Genomic DNA, 14,373 nt, shown 5'->3' with positions numbered 1-14,373 from the left:
GGATTGCACGCGCGCCATGTTGCACAGCACTTGGGCATCTGGCTAGCAGCCAAGTGTTTCCGGCTTTTGCGTGATCTTTCCGAAGGCCTGTATTACTTGGGCTGTAGGTTGTTGAAAAAAGTTCTGTAGGAAAGATGGGGGGTGATTAGGTAGGAATACAAGCTGGCAGGGCATGTCCGAAATGTGGGATCAAGGCCAGAACGCACTGTAGGAGCGCGGCTTGTCCCGCGACTTGGCGCGCAGCGGCAGTAAACCCTGTGTGCGCGGCCTGCCTGTCACACCCTGTACGCAGGCTTTGCGACGGGTTCCCCGTCGGTCGCGGGACAAGCCCTGCTCCTACAAGTTGTCAGCGCAAATGCTTTAGGGCCAGAACGCACATACAAGGAGCGAACGTGTTCGCGAGGCGGCGTCTCAGGCGCTTTGGTCGCCTCGCCAACACATTGGCTCCTACATGATCAATTCTGCCTACACCTGCGGTACCAAACTCTGTAGTTGCCGCGCCAGATAGTCCGCCGTCAATAGTTGCGGCTCTGACTCTTTCACGCCGGTGCGTTTCTTCAGCATCCAATCGTTTGCGCCGAGGGTCTGTGTCAGGGTGAATTGCTCCTGACCATGCAGGCTCAGGCCGCTGACGTCGACCGATACAATCGCGCGGCTGCCCATGGCCTCAGGCACAAACACCACCTGGCGACCCACTAGCGATAGCGTCAAACGCTGGGTATGGAAAGGTGAATGCTCGTCGGGATAACCCTTGCTCTGTGCCAGGTGCGGTTCGAACTCCAAACGGATGTGGCCTGCGTCGACCAGAGGCTTGAGCCACTGCTCGATTTGCCCGTACAACGCCAGAATGCTAGCTCCCCAGCGCGCGATGTCAGCGTGGAATTGCTCATGCTTCTGTTCTTCGTGGCGTTGATTGGCGATCAATAATTCGCCAAGGCGTTGAATCTCGTCCATAACGGCGATTTCCTCGTTCACGTACGCGGTGATTCGGGCACGTGAATCGAGGGTGTCACAACCGCGAGCGGGTGTCGCGCGACATTGACGAATAGCAGTTCTTAGGCCTTTGGCGGGATGATTTCCAACTCGGATAAACGATGCCCTTTGACCATCGCCGCTTCAATCTCGGTCTTGGCCGTTTCAGCGGCTGCCTGAGACGCAAACGGACCGATCATGATGGTTTCCTTGCCGTCGATCTTGACCACGTATGAAGGATAGTGGTGCTCGACAAGCCAGTACGCCATATCGCTCAGGGCTTCTTTGAGCTCGACCTGGATCGTCCACTGCGTTGTTGCACTTGGGGCTGCCTGGGCAGCAGGTGGCGGGTTTGACACCCCCGCGGGGGTAGCCGATTTATCGCCGTCGCAACCCGCCAGCATCACTACCGCTACCATCATGACCATCTTGCGCACGTATTAGCTCCTCATCTGAAGTGGCGAGAGTCTACCACTGAGAGGAGCGTCGACGCCCGACACGTTACCAGGCAATCGCCACTCTTTCCCCCAGACTGCCATTGCGTGCCCTGGGCGCGGACAACGTTGGGCGTTAGAAGATCACGCGCCCTCGCCCAGCTCGCGCATCACGGCGTACAACGCGGACTTGGCTTCGAAACCCACACCCGGGATATCCGGCAGCCCGACGTAGCTGTTCTCGACCTTGATGCCGTCGGCGAAACCACCAAAGGGCTGAAATACGTCCGGGTAGGATTCGTTGCCGCCCAAATGCAGCCCGGCAGCAATATTCAGCGACATTTGGTGACCGCCGTGAGGCACCACTCGGCGCGAGGACCAGCCCAGCTCATTCATCACATCAAGGGTACGCAGGTACTCCACCAGGCCGTAGGACAATGCGCAATCGAATTGCAAGAAGTCACGATCAGGTCGCATGCCGCCGTGGCGCAACAAGTTGCGGGCATCTTGATGGGAGAACAGATTTTCACCCGTCGCCATCGGCAGATCATAGTGATTGGCCAGTTCGGCTTGCAGTGCGTAATCCAGCGGATCGCCCGCTTCTTCATACCAGAACAGGTTGTAAGGTTTGATCGCTTCGGCATAGGCAATCGCCGTCTTCAGGTCAAAACGGCCGTTGGCGTCTACCGCCAGGCGCTGACCATCGCCGACCACTTCCAGTACCGCCTCTATGCGGCGCAGGTCCTCGTCCAGCGGCACGGCGCCGATCTTCATTTTCACAACGTCATAGCCGCGATCCAGGTAGCTCTGCATCTCGACCTTGAGCTTGGTCTGGTCTTTGCCAGGATAGTAGTAACCGCCAGCGGCATAGACCCAGACTTTGTCATCGGCAACGCCGTTGCGATAACGATCAGCCAACAGGCGATACAGCGGTTTGCCTTCGATCTTCGCGACTGCGTCCCACACCGCCATATCGATAGTGCCTACAGCCACTGAACGCTCGCCATGGCCGCCCGGCTTCTCGTTGGTCATCAGGGCTTTCCAGATGGCGAACGGATCAAGGTTGTCGTGTTCTTCATCGATCAGCGTTTGCGGGTCGGCTTCCAGCACGCGGGCCAGAAAACGATCGCGCATCAACGCACCTTGGCCATAGCGACCATTTGAGTTGAAACCATAGCCGATGACCGGTTTCCCATCACGGATAACGTCGGTGATCACCGCTACAACCGAGCAGGTCATCTTCGAAAAATCGATGTAGGCATTGGCAATGGGCGAGGCAATGGAAACGGTTTTCTCACGGATATCGACGATACGCATGGTGACTCCTGTAGCGCTGATTGTTGTTTTCGATAACGGGTCTGTTCCCGCATCGGATGGCACCACTCTAGGGCTGGACGTTTCGTCGCGACCAATGCTAAAAACGCGGCACCTTATGCGCGGACGGCATCACAATGGAATTGCTCTGGCTGGAAGATTTCAGCGCGCTGGCGCAAAGCGGTAATTTTTCCCGCGCCGCAGAGCTGCGTCACGTCACACAACCGGCCTTCAGCCGCAGGATTCGCGCGTTGGAGACGTGGGTCGGCGTCGACCTGTTCGAACGCACCAGCCAAGGCGCGACCCTGACCGATGCCGGGCAGCACATGCTCGACAACGCGCGCGACATGACCCGCAGGCTGTACCAAATGCGCCAGGAAGCGCGAGAGGTCGCAGGTAAACAGGCACGTACCCTGCATTTCGCAGCGACCCATTCGTTGTCGTTCACGTTTTTTCCGAGTTGGCTTCGGGCGACCGAACGCACGGGTCCTATCGAAGCCATTCGGCTGCTGTCGGACAACATGAAAGTCTGCGAGCAGATGCTCCTGGACGGCGAAGTACAGTTTTTACTCTGCCATCAGCACCCAGACGTACCACCGCGTTTAACCGCCGATCAGTTCCAGTCCAAAATCGTCGGCAGCGACCTGCTAGTGCCGTTACAGGCGTCGGACGCACGACCTGCAACGGAGGGAATGCCGCCTGAGCACCTGGCCTACACCGCTGAGTCAGGTTTGGGTCGCATCGTTTCAGCGCGCCTGGAAACAGAGGCGCCGCCCTTGCACACGGTGTTCAGCTCGCACCTGGCAGCGGTGTTGTTGTCCATGGCCCGACAGGGCAAGGGATTCGCCTGGCTACCGCGCACCCTGGCCGAACCAGAAATAGCCGACGGCAGGCTGATCCGCGCATTGGATCAGCGCTGGGATATTCCTTTGGAGATCCGCCTGTTGCGCCCCAATGCTGCCTTGAGTGATTTCGCCGAGGATTTTTGGGCGAAGTTGTAGCCCAGATATCCAACAGCAGAATGATGATGGCGACAACGGATGAAAGCACCCAAGACCACCGTCGACAGACGGTGGTCTTTTAGAGTGACTCTTGTGCAGAGGCTGTCAGATCAACTTCAGACCTTGACGATCCAGCCCGCAGGGCCTTCGAGGTCGCCGGTCTGGACACCGGTGAGCTCGGCGTACAGGCGCTTTGTCACCGGGCCGACTTCGGTTTCGCTGTAGAAAACGTGCAGTGTGTCTTTGTAGCTGATGCCGCCGATTGGAGTGATCACGGCTGCGGTACCGCAGGCTCCGGCTTCCTTGAACTTGTCGAGTTGGTCGATGAACACGTCACCTTCGGTGACCTTCAGGCCAAGGCGGCTCGCCGCCAGTTCGATCAGTGACAGACGGGTGATACCCGGCAGTACCGAGGGCGATTTTGGCGTGATGAATTCGTCGTCATGGGTAATGCCGAAGAAGTTGGCAGAACCGACTTCTTCGATTTTCGAATGGGTCAGCGGGTCGAGGTAGATGCAGTCGGCAAAACCGCGCTTTTTGGCGTCGATGCCCGGCAACAGGCTCGCGGCGTAGTTGCCACCGACCTTGGCGGCGCCAGTGCCGTGCGGCGCGGCGCGGTCATAGCTGGAGATCAGGAAGTTGTGCGGAGTCAGGCCGCCTTTGAAATAAGCGCCAACCGGGATGCAGAACACCGAGAAGATAAATTCAGGCGCGGTGCGCACGCCGATGTTGTCGCCGACACCAATCACGAAAGGACGCAGGTACAGGGCTCCACCGGTGCCATAGGGCGGGATGAACCGCTCGTTGGCACGCACGACGTCTTTGCACGCTTGGATAAACATGTCAGTCGGAACACCGGGCATCAACAGGCGGTCGCAACTGCGTTGCATGCGGGCCGCGTTCTGGTCGGGACGGAACAGGTTGATCGAGCCGTCCTTACAGCGGTAGGCCTTCATGCCTTCGAAACACTGCTGACCGTAATGCAGCGCAGTGGAGCCTTCGCTGATGTGCAGAACGTTGTCTTCGGTCAGCTCGCCTTTGTGCCACTGGCCGTCAGTCCAGTGCGCCACATAGCGCTTGTCGGTCTTGATGTAGTCGAAACCCAGCTTGTCCCAATTGATGCTCTCGTTACCCATGACACCCTCTATCTCTTGGCTGGCACGCCCGGCATGTGCGGCGGCTGGCATTTCAACAATATGGTATTGAAGGCTCGGTCCAAGCCTTAGCCTGCTCCGATGATTGGCCATATTACTGATTTTTTGCCCGATAGACTCCCTTTTCAAACCCAAGCGCTTCGTGACAGTCTGGGCGACGCCCTTCTCATCACAGGCTGCCCCCGCATGCTCAAAAAAGTCGCCGACCAGTGGTACTCGTTGCAGAAGATCGATAACGACATTACGCGGATCGACGAGCCCCATGTGACGCCATGGCTGCGCTGCAACATCTGGCACATACGCGGCCGCGATCAGGACTTGGTGGTGGACACCGGCATGGGCATCTGCAGCCTGCGCGATGCCGCGAAAAACCTGTTCGCACAGCGGGTCAGCGCGTTGGCGACCCATGTTCATCTGGATCACATTGGCTGCCATCACGAGTTCGACGAATGCCTGGTGCATCAGGCTGAAGCAGACGGTCTGCGCAGTGCCAATGGCTATTTCACCCTGGTCGAACCCGGATTCGACCCAAATGACTACACCCTGCCCGCGCTCGGCGATCAAGGCTTCGGTCCGATCATCAGCGCCTTGCCGTCTCCCGATTATGATCTCGATACATGGCGGCTCAAGGCTGCCACGGTCACGCGCACCCTGGAAGAAGGCGACGTGGTGGACCTGGGCAATCGGCACTTTGAAGTGCTACACCTGCCCGGCCATTCGCCGGGCAGCATCGGCGTGTGGGAAGCCTCGACGCAGACGCTGTTCTCCGGCGATGCTATTTATGACGGCGAGTTGATCGACAACTTCGCCCACTCCAATCTCGACGACTATGTGCGCACGATGCGGCGTCTACGGGAGTTACCCGTGCAAGTGGTGCATGGCGGCCATGGCAAGAGTTTCGGTCGCGGGCGGCTGGTGGAGTTAGTCGATGGGTATTTACGACGATTCGATTGACTCGCAATGACCGATGACCTGTTGGAGCGAGACCTGCCCGCAAATGCCTCATCGCTGCCGATCTGGCGCACACGATCCTGTAGATACTCTGTTCCCGGTCAAGCTTTCAGCCGGTGGTTTTTGCTGAAAAGCGTGGCCGTATCAAATGCTTCACCACTGCGGATGGCGTATGTCTTCAATGTGGTGGGTGATCAGCTGTAGGAGTGCGGCTTGTCCCGCGACTTGGCGCGCAGCGGCAGTACACCGGGTGCGCGCGGTCTGGCAGTCACACCGCGTGCGCAGGTTTACGACGGGTTCCCCGCCGGTCGCGGGACAAGCCCGGCTCCCACATGGGGGTTCAGGGCCAGAACACGCAAGGAGCGAATTCATTCGCGAGAGGTCGTTAAATCCGCTACATCTGTTTGCCCGACCGCCTTCGCTGCCCACTAGGAGACCCGCGCATGTCCACCGACGTTCAGCTCGACACACTGTTACAACTAATGCACGACAAGTCGTTCCTGGTGCTCACCGGCGCAGGCATCAGCACCTCGTCAGGCATCCCTGATTATCGCGACCGCGACGGCATAAGACGCGGTCGGCAGCCGATGATGTTCCAGGAGTTTCTCAATGCCCCCGAGGCGCGTCAGCGTTATTGGGCGCGAGCGATGCTCGGCTGGCCTCGGGTCCGAATGGCGCGGCCCAACGCGGCGCATGAAGCGTTGGCGACATTGCAGACGCATCAGATCATCACGGGCGTCATCACCCAAAACGTCGATACCTTGCACGATCAGGCCGGCAGCCACGATGTGGTCGAACTGCACGGCAGCCTGCATTGGGTGGTGTGCCTGGACTGTCGGCGACGCACCGAACGCGATGCGGTTCAACTCACCCTCGAAACCCAGAATCCATACCTGGCGGGCGTCGATGCAACGCAGGCTCCAGACGGCGACACGCTGCTGGAGGAGGCTTTTGAACGCCATTTCCAGGTGCCGCACTGTCCTTATTGCGGCGGCGACCGGATGAAACCCGATGTTGTGTTTTTTGGTGAGAATGTCGCCCCACCGACCGCCGCCAAAGCCCTGCTCGGCGTTGAACAGGCTGAAGGGCTGTTGGTAATTGGCTCCTCGTTGATGGCGTACTCGGCGTTTCGCTTGTGTCTAGCCACGATTGATCAGGGCAAGCCGTTGATCGCCATCAACATCGGCAAAACCCGGGCAGACAATCTGCTGGACATGAAGGTTGAAGCCTCATGCGAACAACTGCTGCCACGCTTGGCCGAACAATTGATTCGTTGAACATCAGCCTCTATTGATGGCTGGCAACGCCGCCAATGCGCGCTCCCAGATTTGTCGCGTACGCACCCAAACGATCTCCTGCCAGTCCGGGTCCGCCGGATAAAACTGCTCCAGCAGTCCACGCTTGATCCGCTGGCCGAGTGCATCGCACGGGTCGCCATGCAAGTGCAGCCAATGATCATCACGCAGGTGCGCATGCACCACCGCCCCTGGATACGTCCCGCACTCGATGACGAAGGGCATCAAATAGACCTGTGGTAACGCATCCACCAGCATCTGCGAGGTATAACCGGTGGACGTCGCGGCAACACCGGTTTCGCTGACCTTGTTAGCACCGGTCACCAACGTGAACAACCAGGGACCGAACAGCGCCTGGGCATCTTCAAGCGCCGGATACGCTGACTCAACGATACTCATCAACATCGGGTGCCCGTAATCGCCCGCCCCCGTGTGCAAGTCGAAGCAGGTCACCACTTCGGCCTCTTTCAGGTGCGTGTCGATGATGCTGCGCAAGGTCAGGTTCGACCAGCTCGGTGCGGTGCCGCCGTAAAACAGGCCGTCGACAAACTCGTACTGCCCCGCCTCCACCACCGACATCAGCGCAGACCATCCTTGTCGCTCGATCTGCTGATCGAACAGCGCGTCCGCACGCTCCCGTTCAACACCCTGTAACTGGTTGCAAGCGTAGATTTCATGCACCGACCGATAGGCTTTATTAACAGGCAGCGGCTTGTTGAAGTCCAGGTAATTACGATTCTGGTCGAGATTATCCTCGTTGACCCGACGCATCCAGGCCGTGCCCCACGGGTTGATCAGGTGAATCATCAGGATTGCTACATCGTCGGGCAACGTGCGCTCGCTGAACGTCTGTAACCAGCGAGTCTGACAGTCAGAGCCGTAATAACCCTCTACGCCATGGGTGCCGCTCAATGCCACCAACACGCGCTTGGCGTCCGGAGCGCCGAGCCAGGCGACGTCGGTGTACAGCGCCTCACCAAAAGGTCCCTTGAGTGGATGCTGATGTGCCGTGAGTTGAGCACCCACCGCCTGGGCGGCAGACAGAAACTGCTCACGCAGGTGGCGATAACCGGGGCTGTCAGGGAATAACGTAGTCATGAAGGCTCTCGTTAGGCGAATGGCGACGCTGGCATTGTAGGACGTGCCATGCTGCGTCAAACGGCAGGCGTATAAAAAATGTTACAAAAAGACATGTTTTTGGCACATTTCTTTCTTGTGGAACGCGAGTACCACAAAGCGACCACTGCAAACCCCGTGAAATCAAGTGTTACTGCGTACATTGAGTGCTCACCCCGCACCAATGTGCAAATAAACGGACAGTACCCTGTCCATAACAGTGCAAGCCGCGACCATAAGTCCGCGTCCAACGATAAGGAATTCGTTTCGTGCATCATGTGCCCTTACCCCATCACACTCCGCTCAACCTGCTTTTCCCCGCCGCACGGCTGCTCCCCTCGGTGCTCTCCAGCGCTGGCCTGGACCTGACTCGAACGCCCCCGTCATCCCCAGGCGTCTACGTCTGATTTTTTGATTCTCTACAGGTATTGATCAAAGAGTGAACTGACGTCCGCTTTTTGTTCTTTTTATTTTTGGCGCTGCGTCCAAACCGCGGCTTGCTATTTATCCGTGACCCTTGAGGGACACTCACGACAACGTAAGCACCTTATAAAAACGGGACATTTCCGTAGAGACAGTTACAACAAATACTCAACAGTCATCACTTCATGACTGATCGTATTTGCTCACCCCTAGAAAAATACTCATACATACCCGTGACTCATCGGTCACGTTAATTTCATTAATGGGAAGACTGAACATGCACAGTTAATAGACGCATGCACCAAATCAAGACTTCAAAGACATCTTTGGTGCAAGACACTTTGAAGCAACAAACATTGGCCATTGCGAAGTTCTCGTACATTGCCTGCCGGGTAGTCTCGTCCTTGTTTTTATAGGGGCTCCGATGGTTCGGATACGTTCCCACTTCGGTTAATCGTCAATTCGTAAAAAAGGTACAGGAATGCGACATTTATCGATAATGGCAGGCGTAACGGCTCTAGCATGGGGATTGCTGGCATAGCGGTTGCTATGTAACCAATCAGGAACATATTCGTACCTTGTCGTACACAACAAAAATCCAGGGAATAGTGATGCCGTCTCCATAACTAAAACTGTGAGTTAACTTCCGATAAAGGGCTGACATCCACGTGTCCGCTCACGGGTGTTTTGCACCTTATAAAAGTGCAAACCCTACGCATTCGAACATTCACGAAATGTTTGAACGGAACCTTATTGCCCTTCAACTACCCGGGGGAGCTTTAATGAATGATGCGGTAAAGATGAAAGCACTGCCCGCCGCCTCTTCGGAGGAACTTTATAAGACGTGGCAAGGTATCCCTTTCAAGGAAAATACCTCTCGCCCTGGCGGCCTCAATAAGCCGCAAGTGTTGATATTGATTGCTGCCTCCGTACTTATTCACGGCGCGATCTGGTGGTATATGCAAACTGCAAAAACCGACGTGCCGGAAGTTGCTCCGCAAGTACCGGAGATGACCGTTGAGTTGACCAGCCCGACACCGCCAGCCCCGGAGCCACCGCCACCTCCTCCCCCGCCGCCGCCAGAGCCGGAGCAACCGGTGGAAGACCCTGACGCGCTGAAACCACCGCCCAAACCGGTGGAAAAGCCCAAGGTCGAGAAGCCGACGCCAGTGAAGAAACCAGAACCGGTGAAAAAGCCGACGCCACCCGCGACGCGGACGCCTCAAGCACCGAGCGCTCCGGCGCCACCCGCAGTTGCGCCAACGCCAGCGCCTTCGGCACCCGCTGCACCTGCTGCGCCGGTGAAGGAGTCAGCTGCGATATCGGGGCTGGCAAGCCTGGGCAACCCGCCACCGCAATACCCCGGCGCAGCACTGCGCAAAGGCATGGAGGGCCGGGTGATTCTGCGCATCAAGGTGTTGCCCAACGGTCGCGCCGGCAGCGTCGAAGTGACCAAGTCCAGCGGCAAACAAGTACTGGACGACGCGGCAGTGGAAACGGTGCGCAACTGGAAGTTCATTCCAGCCAAACGCGGCGACACCCCGATTGAAGGCTTTGCGACACAAACCATTGATTTCAAGTTGCCCGAATGACGGCAGCAAGCAAACGACTGACAACTCTTTATATAGCTGGTGAGGTGTAACCATGAACGAATCGCTCTCTTCGATGATTGTCCCTGGCGTGCTCTGGGCATTGGTGGTGTTTTCGGTGTTGAGTTGGGGGCTGTTACTGATCAAGTCCGCGCAGTACCTGAAACTGAAAACCCAGAACAAACAGTTCACCAAAGCGTTCTGGACCGCACCAGATCTACTCACTGCCGCCGAACACTCCGAGCAGTATCCAGGGTCCCTGGCACGCATCGCCAACAGCGGTTTCGAAGCCATGACCGTTGAAGACACTCCGCACACCACTCAACAACTGGCCCACACCATCAACCGTTCCGACCGACTGGAACGCAACCTGCGTCAGCAAATCCAGAAGGAACGCCGCGCACTGGAAGCCGGACAGGCGATCCTCGCCAGTATCGGCAGCACCGCGCCGTTCATTGGGTTGTTCGGTACGGTCTGGGGGATCATGGAAGCGCTGCAAAGCATCGGCGCCAGCGGTTCGGCCAGCCTGGAAACAGTCGCAGGCCCCATTGGCCATGCGCTGATCGCCACCGGTGTCGGTATCGCCGTTGCTGTCCCCGCGGTACTGATTTACAACTTCTTCCTGCGTCGACTGAAGCTGGCCGTGGCCGACATGGACGACTTCGCCCATGACTTCGATGCCCTCGCCCAACGCAGCGCCTTCGCGGTCAATCGCCAGCCGATTGCCAGCAAGCACGCGCAGGCCGTACGGGAGGCGAGCTAATGTCCTTCTCAACTCAAGACAGCGATGAAGTGCTCAGCGAAATGAACGTCACGCCGCTGGTAGACGTGATGCTCGTGTTGCTGGTGGTGTTCATCGTCACTGCGCCGCTGATGACCAACGCGATCAAGGTCAACTTGCCAAAAACCGATGCCGTTGCGCCAGCCGACAAGAAGGACCCGGTGGTGGTCAGCGTCGATCAGGACGGCAAGTTCTACCTGGCCAAAACCGAGGTCGCACCGGAGTCGCTGGAGGTCAGCCTCAAGGACGTCAAGGCCAAGGACCCGGAGGTGCGCGTGCAATTGCAGGCCGACACTAACGTGAATTACGGCCAGGTGGCCAAGGCCATGGCGTCGATCGAGCGCTCCGGTATCACGAAAATTTCCGTGATGACCTCCAAATGACATAGCGCCCCGATTCAAGGGCTTCGCCACTGGCATAGCCCTTATTACCGAACTCCCGTGATACCAGCCGTCCACGCGCCTTTTGCGCATGGAGGGGAGCGGCTTGCTTGAAAAAACTGGATTCCCGACCGCCACAACCGTGTCGGAGCAACGAGGGCTCACAAGGCCATTTCAATAACATCTGGAATAAGTCGGAAATTACCATGCTGATGAATTTTCCTGGTTTTACCCTCAAGCCACTGGTCCTGGCGATCCAACGGCATCCGCGTGCATTGATCTGCGCGCTGGCTGTTGGCATGACCTCGGCCCATGCAGCTGAAAGTACTGATGGCAGCCCCGGCAGCGAATCCGCTCCAGCCAGTGAGGCTGCCGTACCCGCCGCCGTAGCGCCAGCAACCACACAACTACAAAGGGTTGAAGTGACGGGCTCGGCGATTCGCCGAGTCGATGCGGAAACGGCAGTGCCGATTACCATCATGCGCACCGAAGACCTGAAAAAACAGGGTGTGACTACCACTGCCGAAATCGTCTCGCGCATCACCGGCAGTAACTCCATCGACAACTCGGCAGGCTCTATCGGCAGTGCGACCGGGGGTGCATCGTTTGCCGACATGCGCGGTATCGGCGCCAACAAGACGCTGATCCTGCTAAACGGCCGTCGGCTGGCCAACAACTCCATGTCCGGCACCCACTCACAAGGTGGCGCCGTCGACTTGAACACCATCCCGTTTGCCGCCATTGATCGCGTCGAAGTGTTGCGTGATGGGGCATCGGCGCTTTACGGCACCGATGCCATCGGCGGCGTAATCAACTTCATCACCAAAAAATCGTTGACCGAGGGCAACCTGTCACTCGGTGGCAGCATGGCCGATGCCAGCGGCGGTGGCGGCAGCAAAGACATGAGCGGCAGCTGGGGTTTTGGTGACCTGGAGCAGGATCGCTTCAACGTGATGGGTGTTTTCAACTACGCCACTCAGCAGAACCTGGACGCTAACGACCGCACCTTCGCCAAAGATTACGTGCCAGGTCGAGGTCTGGACTCGACCTCGCCTACGCCGTTCCCGGCCAACTATAGCCAGAACGGCGGCCCAAGCACCAATCCGCTGTCGGCCAGTAACTGTAATGGCCCCAACCTGATCCCCGGCCAGGGCAACTGCAATTACAGCACCCGCAACTCCATCGATCTGATTCCACAGACAGAGAAAACCTCGTTCTTCGGCAGGGCTACCGGCAAACTCGCCGACGATCACAACGTCAGCCTCGAATACTTCTGGGCTCGTAACAACAATACCGGCACCGTAGCGCCCGCTCCGCTGACGGGTGTCAGCGTGCCTAACTCCTCGCCGTTCTACCCAGGCAATGGCATTACCCCACTACCGAACAACTTCATCCTAGACCCGAACGACCCAGTGGATATTCGCTGGCGTGAGACAGCCGCCGGTGACCGCGAGCAGAAGGACCAAAACACTGCTCAGCGTCTGCTGCTGGCCTTTGACGGCACTGTATCCGGGTGGGATTACAACATTGGCGCTTCATACAACCAGAGCAAGGTCATTAACAGCCTGGTCGGAGGCTATGCCAGCGATTCGGCACTGACCAATGGCATCACCAACGGTATCCTCAACCCGTTCGGCCCGCAAACCGCCGAAGGCCAGGCCTACATCGACGCCAACCAATACCACGGTGCCTACAGCACGGCGGTGGGTCGGGTCAGCGCGCTGGACGGACGCATCAGCCGGGAAATCGGCAACTGGTTCGGCGCCGGTGAGTCCGGGATCGCGCTGGGTGGCGAATACCGTAAAGAAAAATTCCACCAGTCCATCGAGGACTTCGCGGGCGATGTGGACAGCCTCGGTGTCGACCCTAACGCCAGCGTATCGGGCGACCGAAGCATTCAAGCGCAATACGCCGAGCTAAACGTTCCGGTACTGGACAGCCTCGAACTGTCGGCGGCTGTACGTCACGACAAATACAGCGACTTCGGCAGTACCACCAACCCTAAATACTCGTTCCGCTTCCAACCGTTCAAGGAACTGGTGGTTCGAGGTGCGTACAGCGAAGGGTTTCGTGCGCCGTCCCTGTATGAGCTGAACAACCCCAACTACACCACCTACAGCGTCGGCAAATACAACGACCCTCGTCTGTGCAGCGGTGGCACCGTCCAGCCTGGCGGCAATGCCGGGCGCGACTGCGGCCTGCAATTCTACAACCGCACCGGGGGCAACAAAGACCTGCAACCCGAAACCGCTCGCAACGTGACCCTGGGCTTCGTCTACCAGCCAGTGCGCAATCTGTCGATGGGCCTGGACTTCTGGTGGATAAAGATCGCCAACCAGATCGAAGAGTTTCCCGAGTCCTCGGTGTTCGAAAACCCTGACCTGTATGCCGACCGCATCGTGCGCGCTGCCGATGGCTCCATCGACCACATCGTCACCGGCCTGGCCAACCTCGGCAAGGTCAAGACCAATGGCGTCGATGTCAGCCTCGATTACCTGTTCCCCAACACGCCTTACGGCCAATTCGGCGCCAACCTGCAGGGCACGTATGTCAGCCGCTACGACTATCAAGAAACCATCGGAGGTGAGTACATCGACCGTGTAGGCGACTATCAGGGCACAGGCGTGTCTGCGCGCTGGAAGCACAATCTGGTCGGCACCTGGAACCTGGGTGCTTACCGTGCCTCGATTACCAACCGCTTCACCACCGGCTACTACGATCAGGACCGTAGCACTAACTCCACGGTCGGCTCCTACTCCGTCTGGGATATGTCGGCGGGCTATACCTTCGACAAGGCGCTGGACATCGACGTAGGTATGAAAAACATGTTTGACCGCAATCCACCGTTCTCCAACCAGACCGACAACTTCCAGACTGGCTACGATCCGCGTTACACCGACCCTCTGGGCCGCACGCTGTTCGCCCGCATGAACTATCACTTCTAAGCCACACCCCGAGACGCG

General features: G+C 57.9%; 12 protein-coding genes. 7 read left to right on the top strand and 5 right to left on the bottom strand.

Features of this window, described 5'->3' with window-relative positions; genetic code table 11:
* Positions 1 to 465: 465 nt before the first annotated feature.
* From VGC62_RS18110 to VGC62_RS18100, 3 genes are all read right to left on the bottom strand, one after another.
* Complete coding sequence (locus VGC62_RS18110; protein WP_331188453.1) at positions 466 to 954, bottom strand: hypothetical protein; 489 nt, start codon at positions 952 to 954, stop codon at positions 466 to 468.
* A 101-nt stretch (positions 955 to 1,055) separates the two neighbouring features.
* Entirely contained in the window at positions 1,056 to 1,409 is a 354-nt protein-coding gene (locus VGC62_RS18105) for a hypothetical protein (RefSeq protein ID WP_331188452.1), read from the bottom strand.
* A 141-nt stretch (positions 1,410 to 1,550) separates the two neighbouring features.
* On the bottom strand, positions 1,551 to 2,723 hold the full coding sequence (locus VGC62_RS18100) for a mandelate racemase/muconate lactonizing enzyme family protein (protein ID WP_331188451.1): 1,173 nt from the start codon (positions 2,721 to 2,723) through the stop codon (positions 1,551 to 1,553).
* A 134-nt stretch (positions 2,724 to 2,857) separates the two neighbouring features.
* Here VGC62_RS18100 and VGC62_RS18095 point away from each other — a divergent pair, with 134 nt between their 5' ends.
* Complete coding sequence (locus tag VGC62_RS18095) at positions 2,858 to 3,721, top strand: LysR family transcriptional regulator (protein WP_331188450.1); 864 nt, start codon at positions 2,858 to 2,860, stop codon at positions 3,719 to 3,721.
* A 116-nt stretch (positions 3,722 to 3,837) separates the two neighbouring features.
* Here the strand turns inward: VGC62_RS18095 and VGC62_RS18090 are convergent, their stop codons facing one another.
* Complete coding sequence (locus VGC62_RS18090) at positions 3,838 to 4,857, bottom strand: branched-chain amino acid aminotransferase (RefSeq protein WP_331188449.1); 1,020 nt, start codon at positions 4,855 to 4,857, stop codon at positions 3,838 to 3,840.
* A 204-nt stretch (positions 4,858 to 5,061) separates the two neighbouring features.
* Between VGC62_RS18090 and VGC62_RS18085 the strand changes: the two genes are divergently transcribed.
* Positions 5,062 to 5,829 (top strand): MBL fold metallo-hydrolase, encoded by a 768-nt coding sequence (locus VGC62_RS18085; RefSeq protein ID WP_331188448.1) that lies wholly within the window; start codon positions 5,062 to 5,064, stop codon positions 5,827 to 5,829.
* Between the two features lie 440 nt (positions 5,830 to 6,269).
* Positions 6,270 to 7,103, top strand: a complete 834-nt coding sequence (locus VGC62_RS18080; protein WP_331188447.1) for an NAD-dependent protein deacetylase — start codon at positions 6,270 to 6,272, stop codon at positions 7,101 to 7,103.
* A 3-nt stretch (positions 7,104 to 7,106) separates the two neighbouring features.
* On the opposite strand, the gene VGC62_RS18075 is transcribed toward VGC62_RS18080, so the two are convergent.
* Positions 7,107 to 8,219 carry a DUF2817 domain-containing protein gene (locus tag VGC62_RS18075; protein ID WP_331188446.1) on the bottom strand — a complete coding sequence of 371 codons (1,113 nt, stop codon included), beginning with the start codon at positions 8,217 to 8,219 and terminating at the stop codon, positions 7,107 to 7,109.
* A gap of 1,223 nt (positions 8,220 to 9,442) precedes the next feature.
* Between VGC62_RS18075 and VGC62_RS18070 the strand changes: the two genes are divergently transcribed.
* The 4 genes from VGC62_RS18070 (at position 9,443) to VGC62_RS18055 (ending at position 14,355) form a co-directional block, all read left to right on the top strand.
* Positions 9,443 to 10,252, top strand: coding sequence for an energy transducer TonB (locus tag VGC62_RS18070; RefSeq protein WP_331188445.1), 810 nt, complete (start codon positions 9,443 to 9,445; stop codon positions 10,250 to 10,252).
* Between the two features lie 52 nt (positions 10,253 to 10,304).
* Positions 10,305 to 11,012 (top strand): MotA/TolQ/ExbB proton channel family protein, encoded by a 708-nt coding sequence (locus tag VGC62_RS18065; RefSeq protein ID WP_331188444.1) that lies wholly within the window; start codon positions 10,305 to 10,307, stop codon positions 11,010 to 11,012.
* Positions 11,012 to 11,413: a biopolymer transporter ExbD gene (locus VGC62_RS18060; protein WP_331188443.1), complete on the top strand. Its 402-nt coding sequence runs from the start codon at positions 11,012 to 11,014 to the stop codon at positions 11,411 to 11,413. The genes VGC62_RS18065 and VGC62_RS18060 overlap by 1 nt, the downstream gene beginning before the upstream one ends.
* Before the next feature lie 203 nt (positions 11,414 to 11,616).
* Complete coding sequence (locus tag VGC62_RS18055; RefSeq protein WP_331188442.1) at positions 11,617 to 14,355, top strand: TonB-dependent receptor; 2,739 nt, start codon at positions 11,617 to 11,619, stop codon at positions 14,353 to 14,355.
* The last annotated feature ends 18 nt before the right edge of the window (positions 14,356 to 14,373 follow it).

It is taken from the genome of Pseudomonas sp. (genome assembly GCF_036404235.1).
Taxonomy (GTDB): domain Bacteria; phylum Pseudomonadota; class Gammaproteobacteria; order Pseudomonadales; family Pseudomonadaceae; genus Aquipseudomonas.
The sequence above is the reverse complement of the archived record's forward strand: the minus strand, read 5'-3'. Positions and strand labels throughout refer to the sequence as shown.